The organism is Epilithonimonas hispanica, assembly GCF_003385395.1.
Taxonomy (GTDB): domain Bacteria; phylum Bacteroidota; class Bacteroidia; order Flavobacteriales; family Weeksellaceae; genus Epilithonimonas; species Epilithonimonas hispanica.
This window is the reverse complement of record NZ_QNUG01000001.1, coordinates 25,332-45,357: the sequence shown is the minus strand read 5'-3', so window position 1 is coordinate 45,357 and position 20,026 is coordinate 25,332. Positions and strand designations below refer to the sequence as shown.

18 protein-coding genes are annotated in these 20,026 nt (G+C 35.3%); 8 read left to right on the top strand and 10 right to left on the bottom strand.

The genetic code is table 11. The features are described 5' to 3' along the window. Positions 1–11: 11 nt before the first annotated feature. From DRF58_RS18895 to DRF58_RS00185, 4 genes are read left to right on the top strand one after another with little or no spacing between them, the layout of a single operon-like run. A complete protein-coding gene (locus DRF58_RS18895) occupies positions 12–482 on the top strand; it encodes a TolC family protein (protein ID WP_262510745.1) in 471 nt (156 codons plus the stop codon). Continuing rightward, entirely contained in the window at positions 463–774 is a 312-nt protein-coding gene (locus DRF58_RS18890; RefSeq protein ID WP_317124847.1) for a TolC family protein, read from the top strand. Before DRF58_RS18895 ends, DRF58_RS18890 begins: the two co-directional genes overlap by 20 nt. A 57-nt stretch (positions 775–831) precedes the next feature. Next, on the top strand, positions 832–975 hold the full coding sequence (locus DRF58_RS18645; RefSeq protein ID WP_245955327.1) for a hypothetical protein: 144 nt from the start codon (positions 832–834) through the stop codon (positions 973–975). Between the two features lie 9 nt (positions 976–984). Continuing rightward, positions 985–1,374 (top strand): DUF2652 domain-containing protein, encoded by a 390-nt coding sequence (locus DRF58_RS00185; RefSeq protein ID WP_262510748.1) that lies wholly within the window; start codon positions 985–987, stop codon positions 1,372–1,374. Positions 1,375–1,436: 62 nt separating this feature from the next. Here the strand turns inward: DRF58_RS00185 and DRF58_RS00180 are convergent, their stop codons facing one another. Continuing rightward, positions 1,437–2,375 carry a YihY/virulence factor BrkB family protein gene (locus DRF58_RS00180; protein ID WP_116031375.1) on the bottom strand — a complete coding sequence of 313 codons (939 nt, stop codon included), beginning with the start codon at positions 2,373–2,375 and terminating at the stop codon, positions 1,437–1,439. A 30-nt stretch (positions 2,376–2,405) separates the two neighbouring features. Between DRF58_RS00180 and rlmH the strand changes: the two genes are divergently transcribed. Further along, positions 2,406–2,879 carry a 23S rRNA (pseudouridine(1915)-N(3))-methyltransferase RlmH gene (rlmH, locus tag DRF58_RS00175; protein ID WP_116031373.1) on the top strand — a complete coding sequence of 158 codons (474 nt, stop codon included), beginning with the start codon at positions 2,406–2,408 and terminating at the stop codon, positions 2,877–2,879. A gap of 19 nt (positions 2,880–2,898) precedes the next feature. Here rlmH and DRF58_RS00170 read toward each other — a convergent pair whose 3' ends face one another. The 3 genes from DRF58_RS00170 to DRF58_RS00160 form a co-directional block, all read right to left on the bottom strand. Then, positions 2,899–3,453 carry a phosphatase PAP2 family protein gene (locus tag DRF58_RS00170; protein WP_116031372.1) on the bottom strand — a complete coding sequence of 185 codons (555 nt, stop codon included), beginning with the start codon at positions 3,451–3,453 and terminating at the stop codon, positions 2,899–2,901. Between the two features lie 3 nt (positions 3,454–3,456). Further along, on the bottom strand, positions 3,457–3,780 hold the full coding sequence (locus DRF58_RS00165; protein ID WP_116031370.1) for a Sec-independent protein translocase subunit TatA/TatB: 324 nt from the start codon (positions 3,778–3,780) through the stop codon (positions 3,457–3,459). 239 nt (positions 3,781–4,019) lie between these two features. Next, complete coding sequence (locus tag DRF58_RS00160; protein WP_116031368.1) at positions 4,020–5,240, bottom strand: TCR/Tet family MFS transporter; 1,221 nt, start codon at positions 5,238–5,240, stop codon at positions 4,020–4,022. Between the two features lie 323 nt (positions 5,241–5,563). Between DRF58_RS00160 and DRF58_RS00150 the strand changes: the two genes are divergently transcribed. The 3 genes from DRF58_RS00150 to DRF58_RS00145 all read left to right on the top strand — a co-directional run bounded on the left by DRF58_RS00150 (position 5,564) and on the right by DRF58_RS00145 (position 7,197). Further along, complete coding sequence (locus DRF58_RS00150; RefSeq protein ID WP_116031365.1) at positions 5,564–5,980, top strand: hypothetical protein; 417 nt, start codon at positions 5,564–5,566, stop codon at positions 5,978–5,980. Positions 5,981–6,080: 100 nt separating this feature from the next. Further along, complete coding sequence (locus tag DRF58_RS18280) at positions 6,081–6,398, top strand: hypothetical protein (RefSeq protein WP_123902341.1); 318 nt, start codon at positions 6,081–6,083, stop codon at positions 6,396–6,398. A gap of 103 nt (positions 6,399–6,501) precedes the next feature. After that, a complete protein-coding gene (locus DRF58_RS00145; RefSeq protein ID WP_116031363.1) occupies positions 6,502–7,197 on the top strand; it encodes a hypothetical protein in 696 nt (231 codons plus the stop codon). Positions 7,198–7,444: 247 nt separating this feature from the next. Here the strand turns inward: DRF58_RS00145 and secD are convergent, their stop codons facing one another. From secD to DRF58_RS00115, 6 genes are all read right to left on the bottom strand, one after another. Continuing rightward, a complete protein-coding gene (gene secD, locus DRF58_RS00140; RefSeq protein WP_116031359.1) occupies positions 7,445–10,354 on the bottom strand; it encodes a protein translocase subunit SecD in 2,910 nt (969 codons plus the stop codon). A gap of 337 nt (positions 10,355–10,691) precedes the next feature. Next, the gene (bglX, locus tag DRF58_RS00135; RefSeq protein WP_116031356.1) at positions 10,692–13,019 is read right to left on the bottom strand and encodes a beta-glucosidase BglX; all 2,328 of its coding nucleotides are present in this window, start codon (positions 13,017–13,019) and stop codon (positions 10,692–10,694) included. Beyond that, on the bottom strand, positions 13,016–13,843 hold the full coding sequence (locus DRF58_RS00130; protein WP_116031354.1) for a carboxylesterase family protein: 828 nt from the start codon (positions 13,841–13,843) through the stop codon (positions 13,016–13,018). The genes bglX and DRF58_RS00130 overlap by 4 nt, the downstream gene beginning before the upstream one ends. A 355-nt stretch (positions 13,844–14,198) precedes the next feature. After that, positions 14,199–15,581: a glucoamylase family protein gene (locus DRF58_RS00125; RefSeq protein ID WP_116031351.1), complete on the bottom strand. Its 1,383-nt coding sequence runs from the start codon at positions 15,579–15,581 to the stop codon at positions 14,199–14,201. Between the two features lie 76 nt (positions 15,582–15,657). Next, positions 15,658–17,085: a RagB/SusD family nutrient uptake outer membrane protein gene (locus DRF58_RS00120; RefSeq protein WP_116031348.1), complete on the bottom strand. Its 1,428-nt coding sequence runs from the start codon at positions 17,083–17,085 to the stop codon at positions 15,658–15,660. Positions 17,086–17,095: 10 nt separating this feature from the next. Further along, a complete protein-coding gene (locus DRF58_RS00115; RefSeq protein WP_116031346.1) occupies positions 17,096–19,906 on the bottom strand; it encodes a SusC/RagA family TonB-linked outer membrane protein in 2,811 nt (936 codons plus the stop codon). Positions 19,907–20,026: the final 120 nt, after the last annotated feature.

Sequence of the window (20,026 nt, the reverse complement as noted above, 5' to 3'; positions counted from 1 at the left end):
AGGAAGTTGGTTTGACGACAGCTTTAGCAGTTCAGCAACAAGAGATCGTGAAAGACCAGATTTTAAAATCAATTCCGGCTATTGAAAGTTCAATTGCAACTAAGGAAAATGCATTGAGTATTTTGACAGGCTCGATGTCCGATAAAATTGAGAGAAGCACAAGTCTGAACAATGTTCAATCGCCTGATAACGTTGCAACAGGAATTCCGTCTGAATTGTTGAGCTACAGACCCGATATCAAAAGTGCAGAATATGATGTGAGAAAAAGCGTTTCAGCCATCAATGTGGCAAAAGCGAATATGTATCCTTCTTTCAATATCACAGCTCAAGGCGGGTTGAATGCTTTTAAAGCGAGTAATTGGTTTAATATTCCGGGTTCGCTTTTTGGTTCTGTGTTAGGAACTTTAGCACAACCTATTTTAAACGGAAAGCAATTGAAAAACCCAGTTCGAACAATCAAAAATTGTTTCTCAGCAGGCTGAAATTAATTTTAAACAATCGGTTTTAAAAGCGGTTGGAGAAGTTTCTGATGCTTTGGTTCAGATTCAAAAACTGGAAGAACAACAGAAAACTGCAGAAGGTTTGGTAAGAAAATCTACTGAAGCCGTTCAGAAAGCGGATGTGCTATTTAAATATAATTCAGCAACTTATGTTGAAGTGATTTTGACTCAGACCAACAAATTACAGGAAGAACTTGATTTGGCATCCTTAAAAGCTCAGAGATTAAACGCCATTACCACGCTCTATCGCTCTGTTGGAGGCGGATGGCAATAAAGTAAAATAAAACCTGCTGCGTCTATGGATGTAGTAGGTTTTTAAACCCAACTTATTATGGAGAATACAAATATTAAAAATGGAATCATTTTGATTCCCGATTTCAGTGGATTTACTGAGTTTGTGTTCAATACAAAACTTTATACCGGCGAATATATTGTAAGACAACTACTTTCTATTTTGATTGATGTAAACAATTAGTATTTTGATATTTCTGAAATTGAGGGAGATGCGATTTTGTTCTATAAATATGACCAAAAACCTTCCTATCAAAGAGTTTCTAAAATGCTTCGAAATATGAGAAATGCTTTCAATATGAATATTCTGGAACTGAGCGAAATGTTGAATACCACGATAGAGTTGTCATTAAAATTCATTGTTCACTACGGAAAGTTTTCGCAGTACAACATCGGAAATTTCAGAAAACTCTACGAAAAACCCATTGTAGAAGCCCATCAAATGCTGAAGAATGATTTTGCAGAACAACCTTCTTATGCTTTGTACAGCAATTCTTTTTTGGAGAATTCTAAGAATTTTGAAATTGATGAAAATAGAAAAAAAGATCCTGAACCAGGTGTTATCCAGTATTTTGAAAATTAGAATCTATATATAAATTAATTATTGTTAGACGTCTTTAGAAATCAAGGCGTTTTTTACTTAATTTAAGATTCTGTCAAGTCTGAATTCATCTCATCTCTTACTAATTTTTCCAACTTCACTCTCTTAATAGCAAGATTAAGTTCATTGCCCATCAATACAAGAAAAACGTTGACATTAATCCAAACCATTACCAAAATAATAGAGCCAATCGAACCATACAAAACGTTGTATCGCGCTACATTAGCAACATAAATTGCAAAGAAATAAGTAAGAGTAACAAATAAAACTGTAGTCAAAACAGCTCCCGGAAAAGCTTCTCTAAGCCTTGTAATTTTAAGACAACCAACCCAATAGAAAAGCGTCAACAAAAGCAGATAGAACAGCGGAAAAGAGATAAATCCAATAATCTTCGTAAGATTCTTTGTGAACCAACTAATATCGTACGTTGGCGTAAACAACTTGAGAACAACTTCACTGTAATAGATTCCAAAAATGGAGAGAAAAACTAAAGTTAGGAAAGAAATTGTAACCAACATCGCCAAAGCATATTCTTTTACAAAACCTCTTTTCAGTTCTGTATTTCTGTTGAATCCGTTGATAAATGTAAAACAACCATTGGTAGCGAAAACAAAAGAAAACAAAATCGTCAAAGTACTTATAGACTTCATATTCGGAAGAAGACTAGTTTGTATATACCCCGTAACATCGCTCTGCATATGAGAAGGGAAAACTCTCGGCATCAAAACTTCGAAGATATAAAACTGCAATTTATCGTAATGCGGCATATAAGGCAAAACAGACAATAGGAACAAAATCATTGGAAACAAACTAAGAAAAAAACTCCAAGAGATACTCGCAGCCTGCCTTCCCAAAGGGTTTTTGAAAATCGCATCTGTGTAAATAGTTAGCATTTCCCACAGAGAGATTCCTAAAACCGGAATGTGAATCCCGTCAAAAAAGTTTTTAATCTTGAGGAAAAAACGCTGTAATTTTTTTGCCATTCATTTATCTTTGCAGGACAAATATAGTAAATGCGTATTAATTTGATTTGCATCGGGAAGACGGATGATAAAGAAATTGTTTCTCTTATCAAATATTATCTGCCGAGAATCCCAAAACACTGGAACTTTGAACTCATCGAAATTCCGGATGTGAAAAATGCCAAAAACCTCAGTCCGGACCAATTAAAAAAAGAGGAAGCCAAGTTGTTTCAAAACCAAATTGATTCTTCTGATTTAGTTATTCTTTTAGATGAAAAAGGTAAACAATTTACAAGTCGGGAATTTTCTGAAAAGATTGATAACTGGATGGGAAGTTCTGTGAAGAAAATCCATTTCCTGATTGGTGGCGCTTATGGTTTTTCTGATGAAATCTACCAACGTGCCAATGAAAAAATATCACTTTCAAAAATGACTTTTACACATCAGATGATTAGATTATTTTTTGTGGAACAGATTTACAGAGCAGCGACTATTTTGCAAGGGAAACCTTATCATAATGACTAGCTGTAAGCAAAATTAATTTCTAATTTTTATTAACAACTTTCTTCGTAAGATTCGCTAAAACGCCACCCAAAAGAAAGCCTACTGCTGCGCCAAATATAACATCGCCAGGATAATGAACACCAACGTAAATCCTGCTGTAAGATACAATACACGCCCAAAAAACAAGAATATAGGGAAGGTATTTGTAGTTCTTGCCAATCAAAATCGTCAGAAAACTAACCAAGAAAAAAGAACTGGAAGCGTGCGCAGAGTAGAAACCATATTTTCCTCCACAAATTACCATTCTCATTTTATCAATCAATAATGGGTCGTGACAAGGTCTTAATCTCTCAACACCGTGTTTGAAAACACTCGCCAGTTGGTCAGAAATTGTGATTCCGATAGCGATGAAAATGAGTACAAAAATTATTTTTTTACGAGGAACACTTTTGAAAACTAAGTAAAGTAAAATAACGTAAAACGGTATCCAAAACCATTTCCCTGTTACCAAAAGCCAAAATGGGTCGAATGTTGAACTTCCCAAACCATTGAGAAATAACAGGAGTTGCTGGTCCAGAGAAATCAGTTCATTCATAGTTTATCGGCTTACGGGACCTTCGTGTGTATCGTCTTCGGAAAGATCTATTTTAGGTGTTTCTTGAGATATAAAATCGTTGTTTTTCTTTTCTGCCAAAGGATTGAAGTCTTGAGCAGATTGCTTTACTTTATCAATTTCTTTTTTGATATCGGAGAGAGGATTGTCTCCTTCTTTCATAATTTCGGTTTTGATATCATCCACAGCGCCACGCATTTTGCGTACACCTTCTCCAAGACCTCGGGCAATCTCGGGCAATTTATCTGGTCCGAATAAAACAATAAATGCAAGTGCAATCATTAACATTTCTCCTAAACTCAATTCCATTTCGCAAAATTAAGAAAGATTATAAAGCTAACAGACATTTAGTTGTCATAATTTTATCATAAAAGAATATATTATAGTAGGTTTAAATTTGAAAAATACAATAAACCATAAAGTCACAAAAAGAAAAACGTTACAAAAAGAGCAAAAAACTATCTTTTATAATAATTTTTTTTTGAGAACTTTAAAAAAATTATAGAGCATTAGCTTTTTTAATTTTGATAAAAAAATCACACTTGCATCTAATTCTGTTTCTTATCTTTAAAATTAATATAAACGAAATAGATACTCGCCATAAACAGCAAGAATGCTAAGAAGAATGGCGCTCCTGGAAACTGAAAAGGCGCTTCTTTATGTGTAAAATAGTAAAACAAATTCGTCATCAACGGTGGCCCAACAATGGATGTTGCACTCATCAAGCTTGTTAATGCGCCTTGCAATTCGCCTTGCTCATTAGAAGGAATATTCTTCGTAATAATCGATTGAAGCGCCGGGCCACAAATCCCACCTAAACAATATGGGATTGTAAAGACAAGCATCATCCAACCTTCCGTTGCAAAGGCGTACAACAACATCCCAAAAGAATATAATAGCAAGCCATAGAAAATACTTTTTATGTCTCCGATTTTGGGATTGATCCATCGGATTAATAATCCTTGAACCAATCCAACCATTAGTCCTACAACCCCAAGAGAAATCCCAACCATTCTCTCATCCCAATCGAATCTGTACATGGTGTAGAAACTCCAATTACTCTGCACCGCATGTCCTCCAATATAAATCAAAATCAAGGAAATCACTAAGCCCGAAATCTCAGGATGTTTTCTAAGTAATTTTAAAGAGCCAATAGGATTTGCTCTTTTCCAGTCAAATTCTCTACGATTTTCTTTATCCAAACTTTCCGGCAAGATGAAATAGCCGTAGATAAAATTAATCAAACACAAAATCGCCGCCGCATAAAACGGAACTCTAGAACCATAATGTCCCAAAACACCACCCAAAACAGGCCCAATAATAAACCCTAGGCCGAATGCCGCACCAATGAGTCCAAAATTCTTCGCACGGTCTTTATCTGTTGAGATATCCGCAATGTATGCGCTTGCGGTTGTAACGCTGGCTCCGGTAATCCCAGCAATGATACGACCAATGAAAAGAAACCAGATATTAGGTGCCAACGCAAGAAAAATATAATCTACAGCAAAGCCAAAAAGCGAAATTAGGATAATAGGCCTACGCCCATATTTATCACTCAAGTTCCCGACAAAAGGAGAGAAAATAAATTGAATAAAGGCATAAGCAAAACTCAGCCAGCCTCCATATTTAGCCGCCTCGCTGATATCTGCGTGGATAAGTTCTTCTATCAGTTTTGGAACTACAGGAATGATGATTCCCCAGCCTGTAATATCTATCAACAGCGTGATAAAGATAAAACCAATAGCCGCAGATTTTTGATTTGTTTTCATAGCTGCGAAGATCGTATTTTTTTGATTTTATGTTTTTATTTTTAAATTGTTAGAATTACTATTTTTATACGTTAAATCATCAGTTATTATATGTCAGACGTTACTATTAGACGATTTTTCACAATTACAACTATAATTTTACTTATCATTTCAGTAATCCAGATTGCGGAATTTCCTGGAGGAATGTTTTTTTCAGGATATTGTTTTGGAATTATTTTTATTCTTGGAATTTTAATTATCTGTTGGCTTGTAGCTTTTATTTCAAATCTGATCTTTAAAAATATTCTAAATGGTCTTACCTATTATTTTTCTTTAGTTTAAGTTTGATTGGTTTTAATTTTCATTTTTATTCACCCACTCTAAAAATAATTGTACCTACTAATTATACCGGAGAGATTAATTTAGTCGTAGCAAATATTGATGATAATATATTAAACGTTGATGAAGACAGAATTGGATACATAAATGAAATGACGTTTGATAAGACATACAGAAAACCTATTGTGATTGATCGAAATGGAAACGATTTATCAAAACAATTAAAAGGCTTCAATAATTTAATATTCTGGACAAATCCTGAACATTGCTGTATTCAACTAAATGCAATTAAAAGTTTAAATTTTGAAATTTTACCTCAAGACAAAACAGAAAATCCATTTAAGTTTTTTGAGGTAACAAAACATATCGATAGAAAAATTACAAAACTATTTCCACTAAAGAGAAAATATAAATCCAAATAAATAGTTATACTCTCACCGCTAGCGCGAGCGTCACGCTCGTGCCTACAATATAAAAGACTCCAGCTAGCGCGAGCGTCACGCTCGTGTCTCAAACCATATAATGCACGAGCAAGATGCTCGCGCCAGCATTAAAAAAGCAAAGCTTTTTAAAAATCAAAAAGACAGACGCTTAACGTCTGTTTTTTTGTCTAAATATTCAAAAAGGTCAAAAATACATTACGATACACCTTCGATTCATTACAACAGGACGATGATTCACTTCATTAGGTCTTTGATTCATTACGATGGAACGTTGATGTATTACGAAGCCTCGTTGATTAATTACGATAAGGCATTGATTCATTACGACAGGTCATTGATTCATTACGATGAGCCGTTGATTCATTACGATGAGGCAGATGCACGGATTTTATTATGAATCAACAAGTTGCAAAATCTCTTAAAAATAAATTTTTCTAGAAAAAGTTTGTTTTCTTAGATTTTTTTTCTAAATTCGATTTAATAAACACAATACTTCAACGATGAAAAAAAACCAAGTAGTTCGGGAGTTCCATCTTACCGACGCAATTCTAAAACAAAAAGCAGACGAGTTTATCAATCTCTTAGACCGTGATATTGTAGAATTCACAGACCGAGGTTACACACCAACCAAGAAAACCGAGTTTACCAAGGCGCGTAATGCTGTGGACAATTTCCCTTCTGATGAACAGTTGGAAGCTATCAAAATAGAATTGACCGCCCAAAAAGATGCCGCTAGAGATGCCTTATCCAAAACGATGCGTACCATCCTGAATATGGCTCAAAATGTTTTCGGACTTGGAAGTGCCAAGTATAAGGAATTCGGAGGATCAGATCTAGCCCGACAAAGCGATGCAGAACTGGTTCGTAACGCCAAAATTATGAGCATAACTGCAGAAAAATATCTGACAGATTTGCAAAACGAAGGTCTTACTTCTGATAAAATCACAACGCTCACGACTCAAAGAGATACTTTGGATCTGGGTATCGATGCACAAGCCAAGGGAATTTCGGATCGAGATGTTGCTACAGAAGACCGTATAGAAGTGCTCAACACTCTTTACCGATTATTGATAAAATATGCAGGCATCGGACAAGATATTTTCTACGAAACCGATGAAGCCAAGTATAACGATTATGTTATCTATGATACACCGAGTGGATTGCCGGAGGAAACCCCGATACCACCAACTGAATAGTAGAGTCAATTTTCCCAATTGATTTGTTTTATTGGTGATCCTGCAGATTTTATTTGCAGGATTTTTTTTATTTCTGTAATCAAACACTTAGTTTGTAATCCCGGAGGAATCTAGAAACAGCAGATAATTCACTGTGCTGATTCATTTAGCTTAGATTCCTCCGGAATGACAAAACCGCCAAATGTAAAAGCACAAAAAAAGCTCACAATCACTTGAGAGCTTTACTTTATATATTTCTAAGAAAAACCTAACCTACTATTTCAGCATTGCTGATAGAAGATTTGCCAGTTACTTTATCTTCTTTTTTCTTTCCTTTCAGGAAGTCATAAGCCGTAGCCGATGCAATGAAGATTGATGAATAAGTACCAAACCCAATACCAATCAATAGACAGAACATAAATCCTCTCAGGTTATCTCCACCAAAGATGAAAATCGCAAGGATTACCAAAATTGTAGTGAATGATGTGTTGAAAGTTCTACCAATTGTACTAGAAATTGAATCATCAAATAATCCAGCCAATGTCAACGCTTTCTTCTCTTTCAAGTATTCTCTAATTCTATCGAAGATGATTACGGTATCGTTAATCGAGTAACCAATCACCGTCAAAATCGCCGCAATGAAATCCTGGTTGATCTCCATATTGAACGGCATTACTTTGTAGAATAATGAATAAACTCCAAGAATCACCACTGTATCGTGGAATAGACCTGCAACCGCTCCAAGTGAAAACTGCCACTTATCGAATCTTACCAAGATATAGATAAAGATACCAAGCAATGATGCTGCAACCGCCAACATACCGTGTGTGGTGATATCATCTGCCACTGTAGGTCCTACTTTGGTTGAAGATACAATACCTGCTTGACCTTTATCTGCTGCCTTGAAATCTGCCAAACTCATACTGGCTGGCAAATCTTGCTTAAGACCTTCGTAGATTTTTTGTTCAACAGTTTGATCTGCTGCTAGAGACTCATCATCGATCAAATAATCGGTTGTGATTTTCAACTGAGAAGAGTTACCAAATGTTTTAACTTCTACAGACTCATTTTTACCATCAGCCGTTTTCATTAGTTTAGCAATATTGCCTTCTATTTTTTCTGCGTCAACTGGTTTTTCGAATCTTACAACATAGTTACGTCCTCCTGTAAAATCGATACCATATTTGAATCCGTTTACAGCAATTGATATAATAGAAATTACCATCAAAATAGCAGAAACGATGTAAGAATATTTTCTTTTCCCAATGAAGTCAATCCAAGTATTTCTGAAAAGATTCTTAGTAGGAGCCGTCCAAACAGAAAGCGATTTTCCTTTTTCCAATCTGCTAAAAATCATTACTCTTGATAATAGTACCGAAGTGAACAATGTCATTACCAATCCAATCATCAATGTTACTGCAAAGCCTTTGATAGGTCCTGTTCCAAAAACATAAAGAATCAAAGCGGTAATGAACGTTGTCGCGTGACCATCGATAATCGCAGAAATAGCATGCTTGAAACCATCTTTATAAGCCTCCATAATTCCTTTTCCAAGGAACAATTCTTCTTTCGTTCTTTCGTAGATAATCACGTTTGCATCTACCGCCAAAGCCATAGACAATACGATACCTGCAATACCAGGAAGCGTTAACGTAGCATCCAAGGAATCCATAATCCCGAAAATGTAGAATAAGTTGATCGTCATTGCAATAACTGCATAAACCCCTGCTCCACCATAATAGAAAATGATGTAAACAATGATAATTGCAAATGCGATAAGGAACGACATAATACCATCATTGATAGACTCTGCTCCAAGAGATGGACCTACAACGTCTGCCTGTACAATTTTTGCACCTGCAGGCAATTTACCAGCTCCAAGAACATCAACTAAATCTTTAGCTTCTTCTTGAGTAAAGTTTCCAGAAATCTGAGTTCTTCCGTCAGGAATCACACTATTTACAGACGGCGCCGTGTACACTCTGTTATCCAAAGTTACAGCAACCACTTTACCATTATTTTTCTCGGTCATAACTTTCCAGTCACGAGCACCTTGAGAATCCATTTGCATATCTACCACGATACGACCTAATTGATCATAATTGATGTTTGCAGATTCTACAGCGCCATCAACTGGTGCTTTCTGAGTAATATTTCCTCTGATTGCATATAATACAAGACTGTTAGAGGTATTATTCTCAGGCTTGTAGCCCCACATAAATTGGGTATATTTTAAGTTAATAGGTCTTGCTTTGATAGCAGCATCGCTATTAAGTAATTTATTAACAACAGCTGTATCAGCTAATTTTACGTTTGCAACAGCGTTTCCGGGTGTAGAATTTAATTGAATCAAGTTCATCAAATTCGTAGTTTTTGCAACACCTATAGAATCTCCTTTTGCTTTTACCAATTGATCTAATTGAGAGAAATATGGTAAAACCTCTTGTCCTAGTTGTACTTCCCAAAACTGAAGTTTAGCAGAAGTTGCCAACATTTTTTTAACTCTGTCGATATCTTTGATACCAGGCATTTCCACCAAAATTCTACCAGTTCCAGGAACTCTTTGAACGTTTGGCTGCGTAACCCCCATTTTATCGATACGTGTTCTAAGAACTTCATAGGCCGTACCTACAGAGGCTTCAATTTTCTTTCTTACAATATTTTTAACCTGCTCATCTGGTGTATTAAACTTAATTTCAGAAAGATTTGTGTTTCCGAAGATCTCAGGATCTGCAAGTTTAAGGTTTGTTCCTTTTTCTTTTGTAACAGCTTCGAACTGGGTAAAGAAATCCTCGATGTATTGTTTACTTGAGTTTTTCTGAGCTTTGTCTGTTCTGTTAAGTGCTTCTACTAAAGTAGCATTTGTTGAGTAATTACTAAGATCGTTTACCAAATCTCTTTGGTTGATCTCCAATAATACGTTGATACCACCTTTAAGATCCAATCCGAGTTTCATTTCCTTCTGTTTAGCAGACGTATAATCTAGTTTTGTAAAACCTAGATTAAGGGTCTCTTTAGAAAGTCTTGCAATCTCAGCATTGTACTTCACTGGATTTTCGCCTGCAATTGCTTTTGCTTCTTTTTCTATTTTGTTGGCATAGAAAGAAGGCAGAAGCTCATTAAGGCAAATCAATCCAAGAACGATGGCAACTAATGTAACGAGTCCTTTTCCTTGCATTTTCTTACGATATATATAAATTAAGTCGGCAAATATAATGATTATTAGCGGAAATAAGAATTTGAAAATGAGAAAAGTGTATTATACTTTTTATATTAATTTCATTTCTTATTTTTTGTAGAAAAATTGAGTTAAAATTTGAGATTGTTAGGAATTAAATAATTGTACACTTATTAGATTATTTTTTATAAATTGAAATACAGTTACACTTAAAACCTTTATAAAAATAGTCAAAAACACTTTAGAATTCTCCTACAACACTGACATTAATGCAAACAAAAAAGCCTTTCAGAATTAATTTCCTAAAGGCTTTTATTATATTAATTTGGATTAAATTTTATTTTGACCAAGTAATTCTCGTTGTTTTCACATTATGAGAATTGGTTCCAATCATCACATCGAAATCGCCTGCTTCCCAATCAAATTTCAATTGACTGTTATAGAATTTCAAATCTTCTGGCGTGATTTTGAAAGTTACTTTTTTACTTTCTCCAGCTTTTAGATAAACTTTTTGGAAACCTTTCAGTTCTTTAACTGGTCTTGTAATACTTCCAACCAGATCTCTGATATAAAGCTGAACGACTTCTGCGCCGTCATATTTTCCATTATTCGTCAACGTAATTGAAGCCTCGATTGACGTATTGCCAGCAGGTTTTGCATTGCTCACAGAAATATCAGAATAATTAAACTCAGAATAACTCAACCCATATCCAAATGGATAAAGCGGTGTGTTACACTCATCCAGATAATTGGAACGGAACTTTTCAAAAGTACATTTATCTGTATTTTCTGTGCTTAATGGACGTCCAGTATTTTTTGCATTGTAATAAATCGGAACTTGACCTACGCTTCTTGGGAAAGTCATTGGTAATTTTGCGGAAGGATTCACTTTTCCGTAAAGAACGTCAGAAATAGCGTATCCAGCCATACTTCCTGGAAACCAAACATTCAGGATTCCGTCTGCTAATTCAGATTCTTCCGTTAAAACTAAAGGACGACCTGCGAAAAGAACGATCACAATTGGTTTTCCGGTTTTCTTAAGTTCTCTCAACAATTCTTTTTGAGTTTCCGGAATACCGATATCTGTTCTAGAGCTGGATTCTCCACTCATCTCGGCACTTTCTCCGATGGCTAAAAGAATGACATCAGCTTTACTAGCTATTTCAACAGCTTCTTTTCTGATTTGGTCTGCAGGACGGCTATCTCGACCCGTTGTTTTCCCGAACATAGCCGCTTTTTGTTCCATTGCTTCAGATTCGTAAACGTTGCTTCCTTTTGCATAAATGAAGTTCACATCTTTACCTACAGTTTCTTTAAGACCTCTCAACAATGAGATAGAATTAGCGTGTTTTGCAGCAACGCTCCAGGTTCCAGGCATATTCATCGCATTGTCTGCCAACGGACCAATCACAGCAACTGTTCCAGATTTTTTAAGCGGAAGAACCTGTTTGTCATTTTTCATCAGAACCATAGAGTTTGCAGAAATAGTTCTTGCTGCTTCCAAATGTTTCGGACTGAAAACTTCTTTCTGAGCCCTCCTGGAATCTGTGTATTTATAAGGGTCATCAAAAAGTCCAAGGTCATATTTTGCTTCCAAGATTCTTCTTGTTGCTTCTGTAATTGTTTTTTCAGAAACTTTTCCTTCGGACACAGATTTTTTCAAGGTTTTAAGAAAACCTTCGCCCACCATATCCATATCAACTCCTGCGTTCATTGCCAAAGCCGAAACTTGCTGCAAATCTCCCATTCCGTGGTCAACCATTTCATTAATTCCAGTATAATCTGTTACCACAAAACCTTTGAATTTCCATTGGTCTCTTAGAACATCTGTCATCAGCCATTTGTTTCCTGTTGCTGGAACGCCATCCACTTCATTGAAAGAAGCCATTACTGAACCAACTCCAGCATCAATCGCAGCCTTATAAGGTGGAAAATAATTGTTAAACATCGATACGTGGCTCATATCAACCGTGTTGTAATCTCGTCCGCCTTCTGGAGCGCCGTAAAGCGCGAAGTGTTTAAGACAAGCTAACATTGTATTATTTTTTGAAAGGTCTGTCCCTTGGTAACCAAAAACCATTGCCTTTGCAATCTCACTTCCTAAGTATGGGTCTTCACCAGAACCTTCGGAAACCCTACCCCATCTTGGTTCTCTGGAAATATCGGTCATTGGAGAAAAAGTCCAGTTGATTCCGTCTGCTGTAGATTCCTGAGCTGCAATCTGAGCCGATCTTTGAATCAAATTCATATCCCAAGAAGAGGCCAAACCTAATGGAATTGGAAAAGACGTTTCATAACCGTGAATTACATCCATCCCGAAAATCATTGGGATTTTCAAACGACTTTTTTCTACCGCTACTTTCTGAACATCACGGATTTTATCCACACCTTTGATGTTGAATAAACCTCCAACTAAACCTTGCTCAATCTTTTTACCGATATCAGAACTTTGAGCTGTTCCAGTCGTAAAATCTCCAGAAGAAGGTAAATTCAGCTGACCGATTTTCTCGTCCAAAGTCATTTTGGAAATAAGATTATCTATGAAAGCTTTTTTCTTAGACTGATATTTTTCAGTTTGATAAGACTGAACAGGTTTGGTCACCAATTCCTGTGCAAGAAAATAGGGCGAAAGAGCCAATGCAGCAAGGATTACAAACTTTTTCATATGTAGTATTTATTTTTTTTAATTGTCATATGGAATCGCCAATCATTTATACTTGATTGTTTTTCAAAATTTCTAAAGGCGATTTCATTATATATATTATTATTAATTTTTTTTATTATTTTTTTTTTTTTGAATGATAGCATCCATTCATACAACTTAGGGTCAGAATAGGTAGAGTCCCAAGAATTGTGATTGTCGTTTGGGAAAATCGTGAGTTCTGCTTTTGGATTGATTGGATGTAATTTTTGATAAAAATTAAAAGCATTCTCAGGCAGAACGACATCGTCCATTCCACCGTGGAAAATCTTCAGGTTCATATCTTTGTAATTGTGAATATTCGCATACATTACCCGATCTGTTGGAGCACAGACTGATGCGACTGCGGCAAACATTTCGGGATGTTCTCCTGCCAATTTCAAAGTTCCCCAACCGCCCATTGATAATCCGGTGAGGTAAATTCTGTCTTTGTCAATTTTATATTTTTCTGAAATTTCTTTGATTAGGAAATAAACCGCATCTGTATCCCACCAAGTATTTGCAGGACACTGAGGTGCTAAAATAGCCACAGGTTCTTTGATTAAATCCTTGTGTTGAAGAACGCCGTTTAGTTTTACTTTTTCCAAATCATTTCCTCTTTCACCAGAACCGTGAAGGAAAACAATCAAAGGCAGTTTTGTTTTTGGATTTTGTGGAATATCCAGAAGGTAAGATAGCTTTTTCTGAATTTTAACTTCTTTATTGAACTCGGATTTGATTTGCTGTGCATTGGAAAATGTTGAAAATCCTAAAAGTAAAAGTGGAAGATATTTTAATTTTAAGGTCATAATAAGTAGATAAAAGAAAATAGAATAAAGATAAAAAACTTACAATCGATCTGTTTTTTTTATTAAAAACAAATACATTAATCAATTTTTATTATTACTCGTTTTGTTACACATACTTTGTTATCAAAGATACAAAATGTTATTTCGCATGCCTAAGTTTATAATTATGCTGAAAACCATAGCCCCGATAGTAACGGCATCCTTTTTTGTTATTGCGCTGATTAGTTCCTAAAGATTGCTTCACGTTGTTCGCAATGACAAAAAAGATATAGTGGATAGCGGGATTAAGCTCCTAAAAATATTTATTAAATCAAAATGAGACAATAAATATCTTGTGCTAAAGATAATACTTTTTTTAATCTATCTTGTGCTTTTCTGATTTGAATCCGATTTTTTTCAAACCGGCTCTGATATCAGGGGCATTCATAAACAAATCCCACAACAATCCTGAACGATAGTTCTCTATCATTGGTGCAATTGTACCTTGGTCAATCGCCAAATATCGAGGTGTAAACCAGTCGTTGTAATTGATGGAAGTAGCATCGTAAGGTCCGGCTTGCCCAATGAAAATTGCCTTTTCTTCATATAAAAATCTAAGAAAAGCCATAGATTCTTTCGGCGTATAGGGCATGGAACTAAGCGCTGCCGTTGGAGTAATCACGCCGTGATCATTCTGCGGAAAGTGAGCGTCATAACCAACTCCTCCATCTTTGTTACGAGAATAACCTGCGGTTAAACCCCAATAATTTTTGCCGTAGCCTTTCCATACTTTGGGATTTTCGACACAATATTTATAATCGATAAGAACCTGATTTCTATTTAAATCAAAATAATTCTTGATATATTGATCTGATAAACTTCTAGGATCCAAACCTAAATAAGAATACTGTGTCCAAAATAATGGACCACCATATTCTTCGGCTCCATTATGTTTTACATACATTGGAAGTCCATATTTTTCTTTGTCTGAAAGATAGGTTCCGTTGCGCGTCCAACCTTTGTTGTAAGTATCATAATCTATAGAATAATCCGGAGAGGAAGCTGCCATTACATAGGTGATGAGACACTCGTTGTAACCTTGCAGCGGGAAGTTCATTTCCCAACCGTAAGTCGGTGACCAATGCCAATAAAGCACTTTTTGACCTCCTTTTGTGTACCAATTCCATTCGACGCCTTTCCAAAGCTTGTCCATCTTTGCAGCCAAGGCTTTTTCTTCCTGATTCCCGTTTTTGAAATATTCTCGGACACAGATCATTCCTTGAACCAAGAAAGCAGTTTCAACCAAATCTCCACCATTATCTTTTTTCCCAAATGGAACAACTTTACCAGTTTCACCATTAATCCAATGTGACCAAGCACCGTGGAAACGGTCTGCTTTTTCTAGAAAATCCGCAATATGTGTCAATTTTTTAACTGCTTCCTGACGAGGAATAAATTTCCTATCCACGCCAACCAAAATAGTCATCAATCCAAACCCCGAACCTCCCGTTGTAATGACGTGTTTGTCATTATCAGGATAGATATTATCCTCGTGATAACGTTCTCTTCCTAAGAATGAATTAGGTTCTGCAAAGTCCCAGAAGTATTTGAGAGCATCACTTTGAACTTTGTCCATTAATTGATTATTGGTGAATTTTGATTTTGGTTTTTCAGAAGTTTTATTTTCGGTCAATTGTTTGCTTTTGCAAGATGTGAGTAATGCTAAGGAAACAATTGAGAGTGATATTATCTTTTTCATAAGCCTCTCTGTCATTTGAAATTATAAAAAAAGAGGAGAAACAAGTCCCCTCTTTAAAAATATTTAATTTGATTAATTAGTAACCAGGGTTTTGAGTGAATAAACCTGCACTTGCATTCATAGCATCTAGAGGAATTGGGAATAATTCATTTTTACCAGTTTTAAATCCTAGAGGGCCAAGGTAAGTTTCAGCCTGCCCAGTTCTTACCAAATCTGGGAATCTATCCATTTCCATTGCTAACTCAACTCTTCTTTCTTGCCAAATAGCCAATCTTAAAGCAGATTGAGTAGAAGCAGTAGTATCAGCAAGTTGAGCTCTTGTTCTTACTTTATTGATATTTGAAATCGCTACAGCAGTATTACCTAATTCGTTAGCAGCCTCTGCATTAATTAACAATATATCCGCAAATCGTAATATTTTAAAGTTTTGAATAGATCCATAGCTTCCACAAGTACTGTTATTTAAAGATGTTGGAACATACACTTTTTGGTTCCAAGTGTTACCTGCTTGTGGATCATTTTTCTTAATTAAATCACCTTCTAGAGTTGTTTCTCCTTCTCTTAAGATTGTTAACTCTTTTCTAATATCACCAGCTTCAAAGGCATCTTCTAAAGCTTGAGTTGGTGTAAAAAAGCCCCATCCAAACTGATTTCTAACTCCTTGTACTTCCGCATATTGACTTCCTCCGTAAGCAGCAGAACAATCACAGTTAACTTCAAAAACAGATTCCGATCCAAATTCTCCAGCCGGTCTAAATAAATGATTAAAATCAGGATCTAAACTATATCCTAAAGCTATAACTTGGTTAGAAGTATCGTATGCCTTCTGATATTCTTTCATATAAAGATAAACTTTGGAAAGAAGTCCTAAAGCACCTCCTTTTGTAACTCTACCCAAATCTGCTAAAGGATATGTTTGTGGTAATACATCGGAAGCCTCGGTTAAGTCTTTAACAATAAATGCATAAACTTCATCTGCAGAATTTCTTGATTTCAAATAATTACCATCTGCAGGAAGCCCGTCATAAATAGGAACACCTCCATAAATTCTAACTAAATTAAAATAAAAATACGCTCTTAGCATCTTAGCCTCAGCTACTAATCTAGTTTTCAAAGTAGCATCCATCTCAATATTTGGAACATTTGTAATCACTTGATTAGCTCTGTTAACGGCTTGCCATTGACCAATCCAATATCCTCTTACACCATCATCGCTGACTGTGTAGGTAAATTGATCATAAGCATTAATAAAAGATGCATCACTAGGATTGGATCCTTTCTCTACATCATCCCCTGTAACACCGAATACAAACTGAGCAGGAAACCCTGTATTCTCCCAACTTCTTAAAAAACTATAAATAGCACTTGTTGCTTCAATCGCATCTTCTTGTGTTTTGAAGAAGTCTCCAACACCGGTTTGTCCTTCATCCTTGATATCTACAAAGTCATCACTACAACTTATTATTAATGAAAATATAGATAGGGTTAAAAATATTTTTCTCATGATTTTCTAATTAAAATGTTAAATTCATACCAAATGTATAAATAGCAGATATTGGGTAAATATTATTATCAATACCCATTTGTACTCTATCAGTATTATTAATTTCTGGGGAGAAACCGTTGTATTTGAAACTAGTCCAAGGGTTTTGTGCGCTTACATACAATCTCAACTTAGTTACAGATAAAGAGCTTGCAATCACCTTAGGTAGGTTATAACCAACTTGAATATTTCTAATTCTTATGTAGCTACCATCCTCTACATAGAAGCTATTAGGTAAAATTACAGATTGATTAGATGTAATCATAGCATTAGTATTGGATGTACCTTCTCCGTGCCATCTATTGTTATACATATCAAGATCCCAGCTTTCATTTCCATATCTCTGTTCACGATTATAGTTATAAAGCTTATTACCAAATACACCTTGGAAATCAACAGCAATATCTATAGCATAGATATTAAAATTAACTCCAAAACCATAAGATCCTTTAGGAATTGGGCTTCCTAAAAATGTTTTATCTCTAGTATCTATAACACCATTACCATCTAAATCTTGAAACTTGAACCAGCCAGCCTTTGCTCCAGTTTGTCCAGATGCAGCAGCTTCGGCATCAGTTTGAAAAACACCAGCAACTTGATACCCATAATATGAACCAACTGCCTGACCAGCTTGTAATCTTATAATTGAGTTTCCAAATAAACTAGAACCTGTTTCTAAATATGACCCCTGATAAACCGATGTTATTTCATTTTTAAGCGAAGTAAAGTTTCCATATAATCCGAAACCTACATTTTCGCTAATTTTTGTATTATAATTTACAGAAACTTCAAAACCTTTATTTTTAAAAGAGTAAGCATTGGTTACAAAATTATTCCAGTTACTTGCCCCAGACACTGTTCCTTGGTTAACACCATATACTACATTTTTAGAATCTTTATCAAAATAAGCTGCGTCAATTTTTAATTTATTATTAAACATTGCCATCTCTACTCCCACATCTTTACCAGTTGTTGTTTCCCAACCAATATTTGGATCGATAAATTTGTCAATAGTTTGAGCTGGATAACCAATATTTCCGTAATATGCTCCTCCAGCAATTATAGAAGTATTAGCAGTGTATCCTCTTCCTACATTAGGGTTTCCTAATTCACCGTAACTAGCTCTTAACTTTAACAAGTTAAAAACATTTTGCTCACTCATAAACTCTTCTTTCGAAATTACCCAACCAGCACTAACAGCAGGGAAAACTTTATATCTATCAACTGATACTTGAGAAGTACCATCTCTACGGATAGAAGCATTTACAAGATATTTACCTTTGTAATCATAATTAATTCTACCAAAGAAAGACTCTATTCTTTGCTGATCTTGCTCAACATTCAAGTCTGTTCTATCAACATCTATATGGACAATGTCTGTACCACTAGCGATATCTAATGATCCATTCGACCCATCAAATTGAACATTTTTAGCAGACAAGTAATCTTGCGACAAAGAAGTTCTTGTTCTAGAGAATCCAGCAATTACATCAAAATTGTGCCCTCCCAAGCTTTTTTTCCAGTTAATCGTATTATCCCACACATAATTTCTATTCCTGAAATTTCTTGTAACTAATGTCGACGCAACTTGATTAGCTACAGGAACATACAAAAGTGTTGGTGTGTACTCATACTGACTAGGACTGTAATTATCACTAGCATAGCTTGTTCTAAATGTAAAGTCCTTCAAGAATTTCAATTCTCCCCAAACATTATTAAGTAATCTCTCTTGTCTTATCTGAGATCTGTACAAATCTAATTCTGCTCTAGGATTTGCAACATTCACTAAGGAAATATATTGATAATCTCCTGTTGTAGGGTTTATAGGACCGAAAACTGACGGAGCGTTACGCGCATTAAGTAATGGATTTTTAGAAACATCAGTACGCATTTTTGAAAATGAAAAATTGTTACCAATTGTAATATTATCAGTAATCTTGTAACTCAAATTCAATTTTGTATTGAATCTATTAAAACCACTGCCAGAATTAATACCTCTACCTGCAGCTAAGTTACCTTCATCTTGTAAATAGCCTACACTACCGTAATAATTAAGCTTTCCTAAACTCCCGGTTGCAGAAAAATCGTTGGAATTGATAATACTTGTTCGTAAAATTTCTTTGAACCAATCTGTATTACCTGGATATTGCTCCTTTGATATAAATTGCGGATTAGCTGCTCTATCATTTACAAGCATCTCATTATATAATTCTATATACTGATCACCATTCACCATTTTTGGAACATTGGTTACCGTTTTAATCCCTAAATAAGAATTAAGGTTGAATACCGGCTTCCCTTTTCCACTCTTAGTTTTAATGATGACAGCTCCATTAGCAGCTTGTGCACCAAAAATTGCCAAAGAAGAAGGATCTTTCAAAACACTCATAGATTCTATATCTTGAGGATTAAGAAAAGAAATATCTGTGGTAATCATACCATCTACAATAAAAACTGTATTTCCAGATAGAGAACCAACTCCTCTGATATCAACTCTTGGAGATCCACCTGGAGTTCCTGCGTTTACAATATTAACCCCTGCCAATTTCCCTTGCACAGAACTCAACGGATTCGCATTCGGTTTATCTGCAAGATCTTTTGCTGAGACAATACCAATACTTCCCGTAACATTCTCTTTTTTCTGAGAACCATATCCAATCACAACAACCTCCTCAATCTTATTTTCTTTAGTTGTAGTATCCTGTGTGGATTGGGCATGCAAATTGCCACCAAAATACAAAGCAGCAATCAACAATGGTAATTTCACATAATTTTTTCTCATAATATTCTTATGTATTATTTTCTTATTCTTCGAATATAAATATTTTCATTAACACAATGTTAATATTTAACATTATATTTTAAAAAGCTAAAAATCAACAAAATAACACCAACCCACTGC

Bases quoted from the DNA above. Each gene is read 5' to 3' on its own strand.
- DRF58_RS00125 (WP_116031351.1), bottom strand. From the start codon at position 15,581: ATGAAAAAGATAATATCACTCTCAATTGTTTCCTTAGCATTACTCACA.
- DRF58_RS00130 (WP_116031354.1), bottom strand. From the start codon at position 13,843: ATGACCTTAAAATTAAAATATCTTCCACTTTTACTTTTAGGATTTTCA.
- bglX (WP_116031356.1), bottom strand. From the start codon at position 13,019: ATGAAAAAGTTTGTAATCCTTGCTGCATTGGCTCTTTCGCCCTATTTT.
- DRF58_RS00145 (WP_116031363.1), top strand. From the start codon at position 6,502: ATGAAAAAAAACCAAGTAGTTCGGGAGTTCCATCTTACCGACGCAATT.
- rlmH (WP_116031373.1), top strand. From the start codon at position 2,406: ATGCGTATTAATTTGATTTGCATCGGGAAGACGGATGATAAAGAAATT.
- DRF58_RS00160 (WP_116031368.1), bottom strand. From the start codon at position 5,240: ATGAAAACAAATCAAAAATCTGCGGCTATTGGTTTTATCTTTATCACG.
- DRF58_RS00170 (WP_116031372.1), bottom strand. From the start codon at position 3,453: ATGAATGAACTGATTTCTCTGGACCAGCAACTCCTGTTATTTCTCAAT.
- DRF58_RS00180 (WP_116031375.1), bottom strand. From the start codon at position 2,375: ATGGCAAAAAAATTACAGCGTTTTTTCCTCAAGATTAAAAACTTTTTT.
- DRF58_RS00165 (WP_116031370.1), bottom strand. From the start codon at position 3,780: ATGGAATTGAGTTTAGGAGAAATGTTAATGATTGCACTTGCATTTATT.
- DRF58_RS00120 (WP_116031348.1), bottom strand. From the start codon at position 17,085: ATGAGAAAAATATTTTTAACCCTATCTATATTTTCATTAATAATAAGT.
- secD (WP_116031359.1), bottom strand. From the start codon at position 10,354: ATGCAAGGAAAAGGACTCGTTACATTAGTTGCCATCGTTCTTGGATTG.
- DRF58_RS00115 (WP_116031346.1), bottom strand. From the start codon at position 19,906: ATGAGAAAAAATTATGTGAAATTACCATTGTTGATTGCTGCTTTGTAT.
- DRF58_RS18645 (WP_245955327.1), top strand. From the start codon at position 832: ATGGAGAATACAAATATTAAAAATGGAATCATTTTGATTCCCGATTTC.
- DRF58_RS18280 (WP_123902341.1), top strand. From the start codon at position 6,081: ATGCACGAGCAAGATGCTCGCGCCAGCATTAAAAAAGCAAAGCTTTTT.